At 41.5% G+C, this 17,698-nt stretch carries 19 protein-coding genes; 17 read left to right on the plus strand and 2 right to left on the minus strand.

Annotation, left to right across the window (positions count from 1 at the left end; translation table 11 throughout):
* Nucleotides 1-15: 15 nt before the first annotated feature.
* The 3 genes from WFY05_RS17990 to WFY05_RS18000 all read left to right on the plus strand — a co-directional run bounded on the left by WFY05_RS17990 (nucleotide 16) and on the right by WFY05_RS18000 (nucleotide 2,380).
* Entirely contained in the window at nucleotides 16-951 is a 936-nt protein-coding gene (locus WFY05_RS17990; protein ID WP_340114304.1) for a polyprenyl-phosphate transporter, read from the plus strand.
* A 136-nt stretch (nucleotides 952-1,087) separates the two neighbouring features.
* Nucleotides 1,088-1,837, plus strand: a complete 750-nt coding sequence (locus WFY05_RS17995) for a shikimate dehydrogenase family protein (RefSeq protein WP_340114305.1) — start codon at nucleotides 1,088-1,090, stop codon at nucleotides 1,835-1,837.
* A 66-nt stretch (nucleotides 1,838-1,903) separates the two neighbouring features.
* Nucleotides 1,904-2,380 (plus strand): low molecular weight protein-tyrosine-phosphatase, encoded by a 477-nt coding sequence (locus tag WFY05_RS18000; RefSeq protein WP_340114306.1) that lies wholly within the window; start codon nucleotides 1,904-1,906, stop codon nucleotides 2,378-2,380.
* Nucleotides 2,381-2,433: 53 nt separating this feature from the next.
* Here WFY05_RS18000 and WFY05_RS18005 read toward each other — a convergent pair whose 3' ends face one another.
* Nucleotides 2,434-2,898, minus strand: coding sequence for a MaoC family dehydratase (locus tag WFY05_RS18005; RefSeq protein WP_340114307.1), 465 nt, complete (start codon nucleotides 2,896-2,898; stop codon nucleotides 2,434-2,436).
* A gap of 187 nt (nucleotides 2,899-3,085) precedes the next feature.
* Here WFY05_RS18005 and WFY05_RS18010 point away from each other — a divergent pair, with 187 nt between their 5' ends.
* Nucleotides 3,086-4,009, plus strand: a complete 924-nt coding sequence (locus tag WFY05_RS18010) for a DMT family transporter (RefSeq protein ID WP_340114308.1) — start codon at nucleotides 3,086-3,088, stop codon at nucleotides 4,007-4,009.
* 144 nt (nucleotides 4,010-4,153) lie between these two features.
* Here the strand turns inward: WFY05_RS18010 and WFY05_RS18015 are convergent, their stop codons facing one another.
* Complete coding sequence (locus WFY05_RS18015) at nucleotides 4,154-4,966, minus strand: 3-keto-disaccharide hydrolase (RefSeq protein WP_340114309.1); 813 nt, start codon at nucleotides 4,964-4,966, stop codon at nucleotides 4,154-4,156.
* Nucleotides 4,967-5,142: 176 nt separating this feature from the next.
* Between WFY05_RS18015 and WFY05_RS18020 the strand changes: the two genes are divergently transcribed.
* The 13 genes from WFY05_RS18020 to WFY05_RS18080 all read left to right on the plus strand — a co-directional run bounded on the left by WFY05_RS18020 (nucleotide 5,143) and on the right by WFY05_RS18080 (nucleotide 17,623).
* On the plus strand, nucleotides 5,143-5,754 hold the full coding sequence (locus tag WFY05_RS18020) for a TetR/AcrR family transcriptional regulator (RefSeq protein ID WP_340114310.1): 612 nt from the start codon (nucleotides 5,143-5,145) through the stop codon (nucleotides 5,752-5,754).
* Nucleotides 5,751-7,016, plus strand: a complete 1,266-nt coding sequence (locus WFY05_RS18025; RefSeq protein ID WP_340114311.1) for a TolC family protein — start codon at nucleotides 5,751-5,753, stop codon at nucleotides 7,014-7,016. Before WFY05_RS18020 ends, WFY05_RS18025 begins: the two co-directional genes overlap by 4 nt.
* Before the next feature lie 21 nt (nucleotides 7,017-7,037).
* On the plus strand, nucleotides 7,038-7,934 hold the full coding sequence (locus WFY05_RS18030) for an HlyD family secretion protein (RefSeq protein WP_340114312.1): 897 nt from the start codon (nucleotides 7,038-7,040) through the stop codon (nucleotides 7,932-7,934).
* A gap of 18 nt (nucleotides 7,935-7,952) precedes the next feature.
* Nucleotides 7,953-8,861, plus strand: coding sequence for an ABC transporter ATP-binding protein (locus tag WFY05_RS18035; protein WP_340114313.1), 909 nt, complete (start codon nucleotides 7,953-7,955; stop codon nucleotides 8,859-8,861).
* Nucleotides 8,862-8,920: 59 nt separating this feature from the next.
* On the plus strand, nucleotides 8,921-9,157 hold the full coding sequence (locus WFY05_RS18040; protein WP_340114314.1) for a four helix bundle protein: 237 nt from the start codon (nucleotides 8,921-8,923) through the stop codon (nucleotides 9,155-9,157).
* A 177-nt stretch (nucleotides 9,158-9,334) separates the two neighbouring features.
* Nucleotides 9,335-10,054 (plus strand): ABC transporter ATP-binding protein, encoded by a 720-nt coding sequence (locus tag WFY05_RS18045; protein WP_340114315.1) that lies wholly within the window; start codon nucleotides 9,335-9,337, stop codon nucleotides 10,052-10,054.
* A 73-nt stretch (nucleotides 10,055-10,127) separates the two neighbouring features.
* Nucleotides 10,128-11,234: an ABC transporter permease gene (locus WFY05_RS18050; protein ID WP_340114316.1), complete on the plus strand. Its 1,107-nt coding sequence runs from the start codon at nucleotides 10,128-10,130 to the stop codon at nucleotides 11,232-11,234.
* A gap of 67 nt (nucleotides 11,235-11,301) precedes the next feature.
* Complete coding sequence (locus WFY05_RS18055) at nucleotides 11,302-11,652, plus strand: four helix bundle protein (RefSeq protein ID WP_340114317.1); 351 nt, start codon at nucleotides 11,302-11,304, stop codon at nucleotides 11,650-11,652.
* A gap of 44 nt (nucleotides 11,653-11,696) precedes the next feature.
* Complete coding sequence (locus WFY05_RS18060) at nucleotides 11,697-12,815, plus strand: ABC transporter permease (RefSeq protein WP_340114318.1); 1,119 nt, start codon at nucleotides 11,697-11,699, stop codon at nucleotides 12,813-12,815.
* A 638-nt stretch (nucleotides 12,816-13,453) separates the two neighbouring features.
* Nucleotides 13,454-14,602 carry a putative porin gene (locus WFY05_RS18065; RefSeq protein WP_340114319.1) on the plus strand — a complete coding sequence of 383 codons (1,149 nt, stop codon included), beginning with the start codon at nucleotides 13,454-13,456 and terminating at the stop codon, nucleotides 14,600-14,602.
* 17 nt (nucleotides 14,603-14,619) lie between these two features.
* On the plus strand, nucleotides 14,620-15,864 hold the full coding sequence (locus WFY05_RS18070; RefSeq protein WP_340114320.1) for a quaternary amine ABC transporter ATP-binding protein: 1,245 nt from the start codon (nucleotides 14,620-14,622) through the stop codon (nucleotides 15,862-15,864).
* Between the two features lies 1 nt (nucleotide 15,865).
* Entirely contained in the window at nucleotides 15,866-16,732 is an 867-nt protein-coding gene (locus WFY05_RS18075; protein WP_340114321.1) for an ABC transporter permease, read from the plus strand.
* 18 nt (nucleotides 16,733-16,750) lie between these two features.
* Nucleotides 16,751-17,623, plus strand: coding sequence for a glycine betaine ABC transporter substrate-binding protein (locus WFY05_RS18080; RefSeq protein ID WP_340114322.1), 873 nt, complete (start codon nucleotides 16,751-16,753; stop codon nucleotides 17,621-17,623).
* Nucleotides 17,624-17,698 lie beyond the last annotated feature (75 nt).

Genomic DNA, 17,698 nt, shown 5'->3' on the forward strand with positions numbered 1-17,698 from the left:
TTCCAAAAATTTAATATGAACAGAACATTTAAAGATTACGCACTGCTCACTTTGAAAGGGATGGGAATGGGTGCAGCCGATGTAGTGCCGGGTGTTTCGGGCGGGACGATAGCATTTATTACCGGTATTTACGAAGAATTGATCAACTCCATAAAGTCGATCAACCTGACTGCTATAAAACTTCTACTCAGCTTTAAGTTGGTTGAATTCTGGAAAGCCATCAACGGCACTTTTCTGCTAAGCGTATTTATCGGCATTGGCATCAGTGTTTTTTCACTGGCCAAAGGACTGGAATACCTGCTTCTCCACTACCCCATTTTGGTGTGGTCCTTCTTTTTCGGATTGATCGTTGCTTCGGCCATTTACGTGGCCCGCTCGATAAAGGACTGGAACATAGGCACCATCATTTCCGGAATTACTGGAATTGCAGTTGCTTACGCCATCACAGTGCTGAGTCCGGCCGAAGCCAACACGGCTTACTGGTTTGTTTTTGTTTCAGGTATGATCGCTATTTGTGCCATGATCTTGCCCGGTATTTCGGGTAGTTTCATCCTGGTTTTGCTGGGCATGTATAAATTCATCCTGGGTGCCGTTGGCGATTTGAACCTGGTTGTGATTGGTATTTTCCTGGTTGGAGCTGCCATCGGGATTATTGCCTTTTCAAATGTTCTGTCGTGGTTGCTAAAAAAATACCACAACCTTACCATTGCCATGCTGGCCGGTTTTATGGTTGGTTCGCTCAACAAAGTGTGGCCCTGGAAAGAAGTTACCGAAACCATAATCGACCGTCATGGTGAGTTAAAGCCGATAGCCGAACGAAATATTTTGCCCGGTACTTACGAACAGATTACCGGACACGAAGCCTGGTTGCTGGGAGCCATTGCTCTGGCGGTTTTTGGTTTTGTGCTTATATTTGTTGTCGAAGGCATCGGTAAGAAGCTGTCGAAATAACAGTTGAAGTTTACGCTTGTCGGTTTTGAACTGTGAAAGAAAATCAATATTCAATAACAAATATCCAACATTCGAATCAGAATTAAAAAGCTTTTGAATATTGAAAATTCTACATTGGAAATTAAAGAATAAACAGATGAAAAAATACGGACTTCTGGGATATCCACTCACGCACTCTTTCTCGAAACGGTTTTTCACCGAAAAATTCGAAAGTGAGAAGATCGATTCAACTTATGAGAATTTTGAAATCGATAGCATCAGTAAATTTCCTGATGTCGTAAAAAATAATCCCGAAGTGGTGGGCTTTAACGTAACCATCCCATACAAAGAACAGGTTATTCAGTACCTCGATGAGTTGAATGATTCAGCTCAGCAAATCGGTGCGGTAAATACCATTAAAGTAAAACGTTCTGGTGATAATGTTTACCTGAAAGGATTTAATACCGATACACATGGCTTCGAAACTTCGCTTCGTCCGCTTTTAAAAGAATACCACAACAAAGCGCTGATACTGGGAACAGGCGGTGCATCGAAAGCATTGAAATATGTGCTTGAAAAACTTGGAATCGAATATATCTCAGCATCCATCGAAGAGTTAAAAGAGAATGAGATTCGGTACGAAGACATCGACAAGCAAATGATGAAGGAACACCTGCTCATTATTAATGCCACGCCGCTGGGAACCTATCCCAAAGTAGATACCTACCCGAATATTCCTTACGATTTCATCGGTAAAAAACATTTGTTATTCGACCTTGTTTACAATCCTGAGGAGACACAGTTCATGGCCAAAGGAAAGGCACAGGGAGCAACCATAAAAAACGGTTACGAAATGTTGCTGAACCAGGCCTTAAAATCTTATGAAATCTGGAACTCGGAAGAATAAGTGTTCAGTTTTCAGTATCAGTTAACAGTTCGGCAACTTCTAGCTTGAGACCTGCAGATAAAAACTATGGAAAAGAAAAAGATACTATTTGTTTGTTTGGGAAATATTTGTCGTTCGCCTAGTGCCGAAGCGGTTTTTACCGGTGTTATTAAAAAGATAGGCAAAACCAATGGTTTTGAGATTGATTCGGCCGGAACTTCGGGTTGGCATGTCGGCGAACCTGCCGACAAGCGTATGCAATCGCACGCCGTAAAAAGAAACTACAACCTGACCAGTATCAGCCGTAAGTTCGATCCACACACCGATTTTGATCACTTCGACATGATCATTGGAATGGACGACAGCAATATTCAGAATTTGAAACAAATGGCCCGCTCAGCATCCGATTTGGATAAGATCTACAAAATGACCGACTTTAGTCGTGAATTTAATTACGACGAAGTTCCTGATCCATACTACGGAGGCGAAGAAGGTTTCGAACTGGTACTTGATCTTCTTGAGGATGCGTGTGAAGGATTATTGGAAAAAATTGAAAAGAGGTAGATTTGAGTACTGAGGTAGAAACTCACTACTCAAATCTAATATCTCAGTTCTGTTTATTCAAAATGATAAAGGAAATTCACCAGCGCATCGTAAGCCGGTTTCTTCTCTCCTTCAATGTCCACTACAATTTTAACCTGAACACGCGCAATTCCGCGAAGGTTTTTAATGTCGTTCAGCGACACTGTGGCCCGGATTCGGTCGTTAACTTTTACGGGCGACTGAAAACGCAGATTTTCAATACCATAATTTACAATCATTTTCACATTGTTCACTTCCACTACATTGTACCACAGGTAAGTCAGCATCGAAAGCGATAAATAACCGTGGGCAATAGTGCTTCCAAACGGCGATTCTTTGGCAGCTCGCTCCGGATCGGTGTGTATCCACTGGTGATCCATCGTTGCATCTGCAAATTTATCTATCTGGTCTTGTGTGATCTCAACATAATCAGATATACCGATTAATTCTCCTTTGAGGGCTTCAAATTCTTCGTAACTGTTAATAATTCTCTTTGCCATAGTATTGAAAATTGAACCGCCAATTTAAACCTTTTTGTAGGTATTCGGCCGCGATTATTGAAAAGAATGCCGATTTTTAAAAAGCCAATATCTCTAATATTTGAATTTTAAGACACCCTGTTCCAATTTTAAACAGAAGCATCGATTATTCCATATTTATTGGCACCTTTACAGCTCATTCTGAATAATGAAAGACCTAATAAAAAGCACCACGTTTTTGGCCATACTAGCCTGCTGGCTTTGGTCCACAGCTTTTGTGGGTGTAAAGATCGGGTTAAGCTACCATACGCCGCTACAGTTTGCCGGGATCCGCTTCTTTATTGCAGGAGTACTTATTTTTCTGTACTTCGGAAGACCCCGAAGGTATTTTGCCCAGTTAAAAGCCAACCTTAGGTTTATATTACAGCTGTCGCTGGTGCAAACCGTAATACAATATTCGCTTTTTTACAGTGGATTGAACCTGGTACCCGGTTCGCTGGCAGCTATGATTATCGGTTCGCAACCACTTTTTATTGCACTTGTGGCCCACTTTACTTTTCACAACGACAAAATGACTCCGTTAAAAACCGGAAGTATTCTCATTGGTGTAGCCGGAATTGCTGTGATCACGATCGGACGATCGCAGGTTGAAATGCAAGGAGCACTGGAGTGGATCGGAATCGGATTATTGCTTATCAATAATGTGGTAGCTGGAACAACGAACGTTATGGTGGCAAAATATTCAAAAGGAATATCCCCCGCCGTTTTAAGCTCTACTTCTCTAATGATTGGTGGTTTTGTTTTGTCGCTGATATCGGTGCCTATCGAGGGGATTCATCTTGGTCCGTTTCCACCAAAATACTGGTATGCTCTGGCCTGGCTCAGCTTTTTATCAGCCGCAGCTTTTACCATTTGGAACACCATATTAAAACGCCCCGGGGTAAAAGTCTCCTTACTCAACGTGTGGAAATTTTTGATCCCTGTTTCCGGAGCTGCCTTAAGCTGGATCCTTATTGCTGACGAAAAACCGGATTTACCATCGCTGATCGGGATGGCTATTATTGCCATTTCGCTGCTCAGCCTGAATTATGCCAACCGCAAGGCACAAAAAGAAAAACCGGTTGTTAAGTAAGCAGTGTTGCTGTCGGTGTATCATGGTAGTCGATAAAATGACAATATAATTTTACTGTATTTTTTGCCCCGTCCTTTAGGGCGGGGCTAATTACAAACAAATTCCAATTAAATAATTGTCGAAATCCCTTATCCGAAATTCATTTTATTCCTCCAAAACCAGTATTTCAATTTTTCTAAAATCAGTGGGCCCACTCTCGGCCTGAATCGAAATTGTACCTTTTGAAATAATAAGATTACCATCTTCGGGAATTAATTTTTGCGCATATTCATCACGCGGATCGTATTGCGGTTCGGTATATGAGAGCACCTCTACACCATTTACAAAATGACGGAACACTTCGCCACCATGAACCTCCACTTCAACAGTTACCCAGTCATCGCCATAAAAAGTCTCCGAATCCGAACTCAGGCAATGTTGCTCGGTTAGAACACCATCCATTACAATATTGGTTCCGGGCGTGCACACATTCAGGTTCGTCCGTGGATCATAACCCTCTTTCCCACGTGTTCCTCCAAGCAACTGCACTTCAATCGAAGTTGGAAAATCCTGATCCAGTTCCATCGATTCAGCACTTTGCCCGTGTAACATCAGTCCGTTATTCCGGTATGCCCAGCCCGGTCCGTTTGTTACTTGTTCGCCAATAAACCGGTACTCAACCCGAAGTTTATAATTCGAAAATTCATCTTTATAAAACAGGTGTCCGAACTTGCCGTTCCAAACTTCCCAGTTGTCATAAGAAACGCGAAGTAAGCCATCTTCCACACGAAAGGTATTGTTGTAGTTTTCTCCGAGTTCTTCACCTTTAAATTTAACATCCCAACCACTGAGATCTTTGCCGTTAAAAAGCTGAATCCAATTTTCAGCCGACTTTTCTTCTGAATTACCTTGTTTAGGTTTCGATTGACAGCCAATCAAATTTATGGCGATCAACATGATTAAAATTTTTTGTAGCATCTGCATGATTTTTCTTTTGTTTATTCGATTTAGTTGTACTCCGATAAAGGTATAACAATTTCAGAAATATGTTATTTAACCAAATGGTTAAACTTTTTAGGTAATTTTCTTGCGTCTTAAATTTTGATGAGCTAAATTTGACCAGTTGGTTAAACCAAAAAGTTAATTTAATAACAATGAATGAATTTAAAAAAGACAATACCGAGGAGAAAATCCTGATTGCCGCACAAAGTGTGTTCATTGAAAAAGGCATGGATGGGGCTCGAATGCAGGAGATTGCCAACCACGCCGGCATAAACAAAGCACTACTTCATTATTATTTCCGAACCAAGCAAAAGCTCTTCGAGGCCATCTTTAAAAAGGTTTTTAAAAGCATTCTTCCCAACATTATGGAAATGGTACATTCTGATCTACCCATTGAAAAGAAGCTGGGAATTTTTATCGAGAAGTACATTGATCTGCTCTTAAAGAATCCATTCGTACCTACGTTTATTTTGAAGGAAATGAACCGTGATCCCGGATTTCTTGCAGCTACGCTTAAAAGCTCAGGAATTCAACCCAGGGAGATTCTGGCCATGTTCGAACATGAAATGGAAGCCGGTAATATACGTAAAATGGATCCTCGCGATCTGATGGCCAACATTCTGGGACTAAGCATTTTTCCAATTGCAGCGGGTCCGCTACTGAACATTCTGTTTTTCGACAATAACAAACAGGAATATGAACGCTTCATACAAAAGCGAAAGGAAACAGTTAAAATCTTCATTCTAAATTCGATAATGTTATGAAACGATTGATACTACTCATTCTGATACTTTACCCCGGTGTGCTTTTAGCACAAAAGGATGTGCCACTGGACACCTGTTACATTTGGGCGCGGCAAAACTACCCTAACCTGAAACAATCCGCAATTTGGGAGCAGATTTCTACATTAAATCAGGAAAATTATAAAACGACTTACTATCCGCAACTGTCATTGAACGGTCAGGTTTCATACCAGTCTAAGGTAACAGAGATACCGGCAGTGATCCCAGGTTTTACAGGCCCAACTGTTCCTAAAGATCAGTACAAAGCCTATGCTGAATTAAAGCAATCGATTTGGGACGGAGGAATTTCATCTGTTAATCGCGAGTTGGAGGATGCACTTTTAAAAAGTCATTTAAGTGAGCTCGAGATTGAGATTTACAAACTTTACGAACAGGTGGCACAGGCCTTTTTTATCACCAAAGTGATCGACCAGCAAAAAGCAGTGGTGGAAGCCCAGGAAAAGGTACTGAATGAACAGTTGAAATCCATTCGTTCAGGCGTGGAAAACGGAATGGTCGAACCCAGTTCAGAGCTTGTGATCAAGGCCGAACTGCTCAACCTGAAACAAAACAAAACACAACTCGAAGCCGCAAAAAATGCTGCCAGGCAAATGCTTGAAGTGCTTACAGGAAAAACAATAACTCCGGAAATGAAGCTCATTTACGCGGGTGGCGAATTGTTTTACGATGCCGAATTGCACCGCCCGGAACTTAAGCTGTATTTCAACCGGGCTAACGTTCTGGAAACACAGATGGAGATGTTGCAAAAAACACGTAATCCTAAGCTTTTTGGCTTTGGACAGTTGGGTTACGGAAAACCCGGATTGAACATGCTCAACGACGGTTTCGATTCGTGGTACATGCTTGGATTGGGTGTTTCGTGGAATGCTTTCGACTGGAAGAAAACCACAAGAAAGAAACAAGTTTTACAGTTAAAACAGGAATCGCTGCAATACAGCGAAGATGTTTTCCGATTAAATACCGAGGTGCTTCAGGTTCAGCAAAAAGAAACCATTGACAAACTCAAACAAATGATTGAAACCGATGAAGAACTGATAGCTCTGCGAACCGAAATTGCCGGAGCTGCAGAGTCGAAATTAGAGAACCAGGTGATCACGGCATCGGATTACATTTCTGAAGTCCAGGCAGAAACCGTGGCCAAATTAAATTACGAATTGCATAAAATACAATTGGATGAGGCACGTGAGAAATACTACCTCATCCAGGGAAAAGTGATCAAGTAAAGCAGACAAAACCATACAATCATGAAAAAGACATACATTTTGATAGTGGGCATTTTTATGTTGTTCTCATGCAGCAACAACGATGAGAAATCGGATGCCTTTGGAAATTTTGAAGCCGATCCGGTTATTATTTCTTCTGAATCGGCGGGGAGGATACTGGAACTGAACATCGAAAAAGGACAAAACGTGGATACAGGAACTGTAGCTGCACTTATCGATACGGTTCAGGTAGCATTAAAGTTAAAACAAACAGAAGCACAAAAGGCTGCTATTGTGGCTAAAAGACAGTCGATCCAATCACAGGTCAGCGTTTTTGAGGAGCAGATAAAAAACCTGCAAACCAACGAAAAGCGGATCAGAAAGATGGTTGAAGATGGTGCTGCTACACAAAAACAACTCGACGATATTACCGGCCAGATCAGCGTACTTGAAAGGCAGATCGAAAACACACGCACGCAGTATGTATCGGTAAACAAGGAACTTGAAGTTTTGGAAGCACAGCAGGCTGCCACAAAAGACCTCCTTGAAAGATGTACCATTGTTACGCCGGCAAAAGGCACAGTCCTGGAAACCTACGTGGAACAAGGAGAAATGACTTCTCCCGGAAAACCGCTGTTCAAAATGGCCAATCTCGAAGATCTTACTCTAAAAGTTTATGTGAGTGGGGCGCAACTGCCTCAAATAAAAATCGGACAGGAAGTAAATGTTATTGTGGATAAATCGGCAAAAGAGAACCAACCTCTTCGCGGAAAAGTGAACTGGATCTCTCCTGAAGCTGAATTCACGCCAAAAATTATTCAAACAAAGGAAGAACGTGTTAAACTCGTTTATGCCGTTATAGTCCTGGTAAAAAACGACGGAACATTAAAAATAGGAATGCCGGGTGAGATCAGTTGGCAGCAGACAGTGAGCAATTGACAGTTAACAAAGTTAATAATGATACAAGTTGAAAATATCGCAAAATCCTATGATGAAACACAAGCTCTGAGAAACGTTTCGTTACATGTTGAAAAAGGTGAGCTGTTTGGCTTAATCGGACCCGACGGGGCAGGGAAAACTACCTTGATGCGAGTTCTTATGACTTTGTTATTGCCTGATTCGGGAGTCGCGAAAATGGATGGTCTGGATGCTGTAAATGACTTTAAGAAAATCAGACACATTGTTGGGTACATGCCAGGCCGCTTTTCGTTATACCAAGACTTAAGCGTAGAAGAAAACCTGCATTTTTTTGCCACCGTATTTAGTACCACCGTTGAAGAGAACTACGACCTCATCCGGGATATTTATTACCAGATCGAACCTTTCAAAACAAGGCGCGCCGGACAACTTTCTGGCGGGATGAAACAAAAGCTGGCACTTTCGTGTGCACTTATCCATAAGCCTAAAATACTGGTACTGGACGAACCCACAACCGGTGTAGATGCCGTATCGAGAAAGGAATTCTGGGAAATGCTGAAAAACCTGCAGAAAAAAGGCATCACCATAATGGTTTCAACACCCTATATGGATGAAGCAAACCTTTGCGACCGTGTGGCACTCATGCAAAATGGTCAAATCCTCGATGTGGATAAACCACAAAACATTACCTCCAAATTTCCCAAAAAGATCATTCGGATTCGCTCGTCCGAAATGTTTCGTCTGATCAAGGATCTGCGTGCTTTTAATAAAACGGGATCTGCATTCGCCTTTGGGCAGTTTGTTCATTTTACCGGGAAAAGCAACGAAGTTGAACCTGCTGAATTGAAGCAATACCTTGAAAAGCTAAATCATAAAAATATTATAGCCGAAGAAGTAGAACCGGATATTGAAGATGTGTTTATGAGTTTGATGGAAAAGTCACAGTAATCAGTCTCAGTTAACAGTTGAATCATAAAAATGAATTAGATATTTATAAACATACAATTATGGATTTCAAAGAACTAATAGTTTATCAGAAGGCCTTTAAACTGGCCATGCACATTTTTGAAGTTTCAAAATCATTTCCAAAAGAAGAACGATATTCATTAACCGATCAAATTCGAAGATCTTCGCGCTCCACATGTACTAACATTGCTGAAGCATACAGAAAAAGAAGATATCCGAAACATTTTCTAAGTAAGCTTACCGACTCGGACGGTGAGAATAGTGAAACAGCTTCATGATTAGATTTTGCTTTTGCCTGTAGATATTTGGACAAAGACTCTCACCAAAAATTCTATAACGAATGTGTGGAAATAGGGAAACTTCTAAATTATATGATGAACCACCCAGAAAAATTCGGAAGCAACAAAGTGCTGGGATGAAAACTGAGACTGAGACTGAGACTGAAAACTAATTTAATGGAAAATATTATAACAGTAAATAACCTCGTAAAAAAGTTCGGCTCTTTTACCGCCAACGACAACTTGTCGTTCGACGTGTACAAAGGCGAAATTTTTGGATTTCTGGGAGCCAACGGTGCCGGCAAAACAACCGCCATCAGAATTTTATGCGGGCTTTCCTCTCCTACTTCGGGCAATGTAAATGTAGCCGGTTTTGATATTTACCGACAAACCGAAAAGATCAAAAAGACCATCGGTTATATGAGCCAGAAATTTTCGTTGTATGAAGATTTGACGGTTGCAGAGAATATCAGATTGTATGCCGGAATTTATGGAATACCACCCAAAAAGCGAAAAGCAAAAATGGCAGAGTTGCTCCAAAAACTGGAGATGGAAAGTGCACGTAATAAACTGATTGCCGGTCTGCCACTGGGCTGGAAACAGAAACTGGCATTTTCAGTGGCTATTTTTCACGAACCCCAAATTGTCTTTCTCGATGAACCAACTGGCGGGGTCGATCCGGTGACAAGGCGAAAATTCTGGGACCTGATCTATGAAGCAGCTAACAACGATATAACCGTGTTTGTAACCACCCACTACATGGATGAAGCCGAATACTGTGATCGCGTATCGATAATGAACGCCGGAAAAATTGAAGCACTGGATACTCCGGCTAAACTTAAAGAAATGTACAAGGCTCAGAATATGGATGAAGTATTTATACAGATAGCAAGATAAGCCGCAGTTGCGAGCTTCAAATCTCAGGTAAAAACGCTTGGAACCTGGGGCTCGAAGCTAAAAGCTAATAAATATGGAACAACTTAGATCATTTATAAGAAAGGAATTTTACCACATCTTTCGCGATCCGCGGACGATGCTCATCTTGTTCGGGATTCCGATAGCGCAGTTGCTCATTTTTGGAACCGTGATAAAAAACGAGATCAACGATGTGCACATTGCCATTTATGATCAGGCCAAGGATGAAACCTCCCAAAAAATAATCAACAAAATTCTTTCATCGGGGTATTTTATTCTTGACAAAAACCTCGAAAATACCAAAGACATCGATGCTATTTTCAGAAAAGGGAAAGTAAAGGAAGTGATTGTTTTTGAAAGCGATTTTGGAGAAAAACTGACTCGGGAGGGACAGGCAAATGTTCAGCTCATCGCCGATGCTTCTGACCCGAACATGGCCCGGCTGGCTATTTCATATACTTCGGGAATCATCAACGACTATGTGAAAAAGCTGTATCCAAATCTGAAATTCCCATTACAAATTGAGCCTGAAGTACGGATGTATTTCAATGAAGAAATGCAAAGCGCATATATGTTTGTTCCGGGAGTTATGGCCCTTATACTTATGCTGATATCAGCTATGATGACCTCCATCTCCATTACCCGCGAAAAAGAACTGGGAACGATGGAAGTCCTGCTGGTTTCGCCCTTACGTCCGGTGCAAATCATTGTCGGAAAAGTACTGCCCTACCTGCTGCTGTCGATTGTTATTGCAGGTATTATAATTCTTATTGGCCACTGGATTTTTCGGGTGCCCATTGCAGGCAGTTTTATCCTGCTGATGCTCGAAAGTGTGCTTTTCATTTTCATGGCACTTTGCCTGGGCATACTTATTTCAACCATAGCTAAAAACCAGATGACAGCTATGTTCATCTCGATGATCGGATTAATGCTGCCCACTATTATATTGTCCGGATTCATTTTCCCCATTCAAAACATGCCGGTCGTATTGCAAGTGTTAAGCCACATTATGCCGGCACGCTATTTTGTAACCATTGTTCGAGCCATTATGCTAAAAGGCGTTGGTTTCTTTTTTATTTGGAAAGAGACGATGATTTTAATTGCAATGACTCTATTTTTTATTGCGCTTAGTGTGAAAAAATTTAAGAAGAGATTAGAATAGCTACGGGCTCATGGCCTCGAGCTACGAGAAAGTTTTATGAAAGTAATAAATCGATAAAAGAACTATTATGAAGAATTTTAAAAATCTCAAAATTTGGCAGAATGGAATTGATTTAGTAGTTGATATTTACAAGAAGACGGAATCCTTTCCAAAAGAAGAAATTTATGGTATTACAAGTCAAATTAAAGGTTCTGCGGTTTCTATTCCTTCAAACATTGCCGAAGGATCAGGACGAGGAACAGATAAAGAATTGAATCGTTTTCTAGATGTAGCTCTTGGTTCATCTTTTGAACTTGAGACTCAATTAATAATAGCAAACAAACTGAATTTCCTGGATGATGAGAATTTCAAAACGTTGAACGATGTATTGGATTCAGAGCAGAAAATGATCATTGGACTACAAAAAAGCCTTAAATAAAAATGAAAGCTCGTGGCTCTTAGCTCACAACTCATAGCTGATTTATGAAAACAATTCTCTATATCCTACAAAAAGAATTCCGGCAGATTTTTCGAAACCGAACCATGTTGCCCATGATTTTCGGTGTGCCGTTGCTGCAAATGCTGGTGTTGGTTTTTGCGGCTACTTTCGATATGAAAAAAATAGATCTGACGGTAGTTGACAAAGATCTTTCGGAAACATCGCGGGAACTGATTGCCAAGTTCGATGCCATTCCCTTCTACCATATAGAATTTGCCGTGCGGGATGAGAGCATAGGAGAAGAAATGCTGCTTTCCGACGACGCCGATGCTGTACTTGTAATTCCGCAGAACATGGAACGCAATCTGGTGCGAAACGATGAAGCACGGATCCAACTGCTTGTAAATGCCATCGATGGAAACTCAGCGCAATTAATTTATGCCTACTCGGCGCAAATTTTAGGCAATTTCAATAAACACCTGATTGCCGAATGGAAAAGAATCCCGGAATTTACACCACCGGCCCAGGTCAATATTTCAGAAAGTTACTGGTACAATTCCGAACTGGAATACAAATGGTACATGGCACCCGGAATTCTCGCTATTTTGGTCACCTTGATTGGCATGTTTTTATCCGGGATGAACCTGGTGCGCGAAAAAGAGATAGGCACCATCGAACAACTGAACGTAACACCGGTAAAAAAATACCAGTTCATTATCGCCAAGCTTGTTCCGTTTTGGTTAATCGCTCTCTTCGACCTTGCATTTGGACTTTTTATTGCCTGGATCGTATTCGACCTCCCGATTGTCGGTAACCTCCTTCTGCTATTTGGCTTTGCCAGCATTTACCTGCTCGGGGTACTCGGACTAGGACTGTTCATTTCAACAGTTTCGGACACGCAGCAGCAGGTCATGTTTATCAGTTTCTTCTTTTTGATGATATTTATTTTGATGGGCGGAATTTTCACACCGGTTGAAAGTATGCCACACTGGGCCCAAACTATTGACCGTCTTAATCCAATTTACTATTTCATGAAAATAATGCGAAACCTGGTACTTAAAGGCTCCGGATTTTTCGATTTGCTCGAAGAATTCATTTCGCTGCTGGTTTTGGGAACCGTCTTTTTGAGCCTCGCAATCTGGAGGTACAGAAAAACAAACTAAGTAAGGATACATTATTTGTATAAGAACAATTTTTCGCACAAAACCGTACGGCCACTGTTACTGCTTTTAACGAATTAGATTAAAGTTCTAAATTTTGTATTTCGCTAAAAAAATCGACAGAATTTGTATTTCAAATCCCTTGGATATAGATCATTCAATCTGAAAAAGGAAAGCTTCGAAAGCGCTTGTAACATTTGGAAACAGACTAAAACCAGCTCTTTCTCATTATTATACTTTTTATAGTCGCTAAGTTCGGATTCGAAAAAAGACGAATGCGGATACTTTCACCTCCAACACTTGAATGAATTTGATTTATTCTGAGTTACTCTTCCCAAGCTGGAAAAATGAATCAGAACATATTAGGCATTCATATGTTTCGTATAGAAAGCATGTTAAATATGCATGAAGTTTTAAATAGATGGCTCAACACAAAACAGATACTTCACACAAGCTGGTATTTTTGCCTAAGATGGATATTCATCAAAACAAATATTACGAACAAAAAAATCAAAGGGTTTTCACCCTTTTCTTTATGGTTTTACGAAAACAAACCAGCAGGTATCGACCACCCTGTTCTTAAATATCCGGACCCTATATTCTCGCAATTCTAGATCCTAACAATAACAAAAAACAACTTTATGACTTTAAAATTGAGGTTAGTCATCATTGTTCTGATGGCTCAAATTACATTATCGTATGCGCAGCACAAACCTGAAATTCATGTAGGTGGAGCACTGCGATTTAACTACAATTTATCATCGTGGAAGGACGGACAAAAAACTCGCGGCGGAGACTTTGGCTACGATGTTTTCAGGGTTAATGCCAAGGCTGCGTACAAAGGGGTGAAACTGAATGCTGAGTACCGTTTGTATTCCACCGGATTTGGTGGAGGCATGTTAAAGCAAGGCTGGGTAGGCTATGATTTTAGCCCCGAGAACAACCTGCAGATTGGATTAACCCAGGTACCATTCGGAATTACCCAGTACAATTCGCACAACTGGTTTTTTGGCATCAATTATTACGTCGGGCTGGAGGATGACCATGACATGGGCGTGAAGTACACTCATAATGGTGATGAGTGGTTTTATGCATTGGCTTTCTTCAAAAATGCGGAAGAATTAAACTTTGGAAGCAATTCCGACGTATCGGACAGTCGTTACTCTTACGATGTCAGTTCATCGGTAGATGGTTTGTATAGAAACAAAGAAGTAAATACCTTTAACGGAAAACTTGCACGAAAATTTACAGGTTCAAACAGCAATCATATGCTTGGAGTTTCAGCACAATACGGAGGTATCTACAACCTCGATACTGAAGAAACCGGTGACCATTACGCACTTGCAGTGCACTACGAATTAACTGCCGGAAATTTCAACCTGAAAGTTCAGGCTACAAAATACGATTACAATACTAAAAATCCTGAAGGGCAAAGCAACGACATGATTGCGATGACTGCATACGGTTATCCCTACATGGTAGCGGCCGAAGCAACAACCTACACCGTCGGACCTGCTTACTCGGTTCCTGTGGAATGGGGTCCCATTTCGAACCTGCAGTTTTATAACGATTTTGGATTCATGGATAAAGCCAACGACGATTTTGAGGACAGCTTTATGAATGTAACCGGAGTTTTGGTAACCGCTGGCCAGGTATATACTTACGTCGACCTGGCGCAAGGCAAAGATCACCCCTGGGTTGGCCCTGTGTGGACCGATGCACTTTCGTCGGGAACTCCTGATGCTGAATGGGAAACACGTTTTAATATCAATATTGGCTATTACTTTTAATTTGAAAACTGAACGTTATGTCTGACAATCGAAAAATTAAAATAAAGGTCGAAGATTTAACCCTGATCTTTGGCAAACGAAAGCAAGATGCCTTAAAGCTTTTACGGCAAGGTGAATCGAAAGAAGAAATTTTAAAACAAACGAAATGCACTGTTGGTGTTAACCGTGCAAGTTTCGAAATAAAAGAACGTGAGATCTTTGTTATTATGGGGCTTTCCGGTAGTGGAAAATCGACGCTGATCCGTTGTTTAAACCGTCTGAATGAACCCACCGACGGGAAAGTAATATTTGACAATCACGACATAACTCGCGATACCAATAAGCAATTGCTGGAAACCCGTCGTACCGAAATGAGTATGGTTTTCCAAAAATTTGGATTGCTGCCACACCGTACTATTATTGAAAATGCCGCTTTTGGTCTCGAAATTCGTGGCGAAGAAAAGCTTGCCCGCGAAGAAAAGGCGAAAAAAGCACTTGAAACCGTGGGACTGCGCGGTTACGAATCGCAGTACCCGGCTGAGTTATCCGGGGGGATGCAACAGCGCGTGGGATTGGCCAGAGCACTTGCAAACGATCCGGATGTTCTGTTGATGGATGAGGCTTTCTCGGCACTCGACCCGTTGATTAAATCGGATATGCAGGACGAGTTACTGGCCATTCAGAACAAACTGCATAAAACCATCGTGTTTATTACTCACGACCTCGACGAAGCCATAAAAATTGGCGATCGGATTGCCATAATGAAAGATGGTGTTGTAGAGCAAATCGGAACTGCCGAAGAAATTCTGACCAGTCCGGCCAGCGAATATGTGGAAGCTTTCGTTGAGAAAGTAGATCGAAAGACCATTATCACTGCCGAAACACTTATGTTTTCGAAATACACTTCAGCAGAACTGTACAAAGACGGCCCCAAAGGCGCCGAACGGAAAATGCGAAGTGTAGGGATCGACATCCTGCCCGTTGTTGACAAAGACAAAAAGTTTCTGGGATTTGTTTGGCTGCGCGACGTCCTGAGACTTGACAAAGCCAAAGAAAAAACGCTTGAGAAGGCACTAAATACCGATGTTGCCAGCGTATACAAGTACAGAACTGTTGAAGAAATGTTACCTCTGATTACCGAAACCCGTACGCCGCTGGCGGTAGTTGAGGAAGACACCGGTAAACTGTTGGGTTTGATTACTCAAACATCGTTGATTATTGAAGCAACACGCTTCGAAGAAAAGGAGATGAAGGAATTAATCGAAAAAGCAACCGACTTATAATATGGAAAAGTTTATAGACATAGGAACGTTTATCGAAAAAGGAATTAATGTTCTGGAAGAAAGCGCCTCGGGATTGTGGGGAGCGATCGACAACATCATCTCCTGGACCGTTGAAAGCATGAATGATCTTTTTCTGTCCATCCCGTTTTTTATCATTATTGCACTTATCACGCTTGGTGCTTACTACGCCAAAGCCGGAAAGCAGGTGTTAGAAAAAGAAGGTTTTAAACAAGCACGCGGTCTGTCGCTGTTTGTTGTGCTGGGTCTGTTGCTGATTTGGGGAATGGGCTACTGGAATGAAGCCATTCAAACCACGACCCTGGTAATCGTATCTACCTTTATCGCCCTCTTGTTTGGTATTCCGTTGGGAATTTGGGCAGCACGCAGCAACACTGCCGATGCTATTATCCGCCCGATTCTCGACCTGATGCAGACCATGCCGGCCTTTGTCTATCTGATTCCGGCAATTTTCTTTTTCAGCGTTGGAAACACTCCGGGAGTGATCTCAACAGTGATCTTCTCGTTGCCACCCGCAGTTCGTCTAACCAGTCTTGGTATCCGAAATGTTCCTGGCGATGTAATTGAGGCGGGACATGCTTTTGGATCGACCGACCGACAGATCTTATTCAAGATACAGTTGCCGCTTGCGAAGACTACTATTCTGGCCGGGATCAACCAGGTAATTTTGCTCGCCCTGTCGATGGTAGTTATCGCTTCGATGGTTGGTGCAAAAGGACTTGGAGCTATCGTTTACCAGGGAATTCAGCAAAACGACATCGCAAAAGGATTCGAATCAGGACTTGGAATTGTTGTCCTTGCTATTATTCTCGACCGTATCACACAATCTATTGGAGGAAAAAATAAATAAACTTAAAAACAAGACATTATGTGTAATTTTAAAAAATTAGGAATGCTGTTGGTTGCTGCAACATTTCTGGTTGCAATGGTTGCTTGCTCAAACAGCGGAAAGAAAAAATCGGATAAAGAAGTCAAAAAAGAAGTAAACATTTTATATCCCAACTGGGGCGAAGGAGTTGCTTTTACGCATTTGGCAAAAGTAGCACTCGAAGCGCATAATTATGACGTGGAAATAACCAACCTCGAACCCGGTTTGATTTATGGTGAATTATCGAAAAGCAATTCGAAAGGCGACGTGTTTATGGATGCGTGGTTGCCCAATACCCACAAAGATTATTGGGCCGATTACGGCGATAAACTGGTTAAACTGGGCGAATCATTTAGTGGGGGAACAACCGGACTGGTAGTGCCTTCGTATGTTACTATCAATTCAATCGAAGAATTAAATGCCAACAAGGATAAATTCGATGGCGAAATTATTGGTATTGGAAGCGGCGCCGGAATTCACGCCAACACCGAAAAAGCAATAAAAGAATACAGCCTTGATTTCGAACAGATCACCTCAAGTGGTCCGGCTATGGTGGCCAGCCTCGAAAAAGCCATTAAAAACAAAGAATGGATTGTTGTTACAGGTTGGAAACCTCACTACAAGTGGGCCAATAACGATTTAAAATACCTCGACGATCCTAAAGGAATTTATCCGACCGATGTTTGTGCAATTGTTTCGCGCCGCGGATTTGAAGAAGACATGCCCGAAGCGGCAACATTCTTTAAAAATTTCAATCTGAAAGAAGATGAGTTGTACGAGCTCATGGCAGACATAAAAACCGATGGAGAAGAGGCGGGTGCACAAAAATTCTATGAAGCGCACAAAGCAATGGTTGACGGCTGGTTTAATTAAGAATCTACCAAAAGTTTAAAAGAGGTTGTCTAAAAAAGTCAGTACGAACGTCATTCTGAATTCATTTCAGAATCT

Source organism: Maribellus mangrovi (assembly GCF_037646455.1).
Lineage (GTDB): Bacteria > Bacteroidota > Bacteroidia > Bacteroidales > Prolixibacteraceae > Draconibacterium > Draconibacterium mangrovi_A.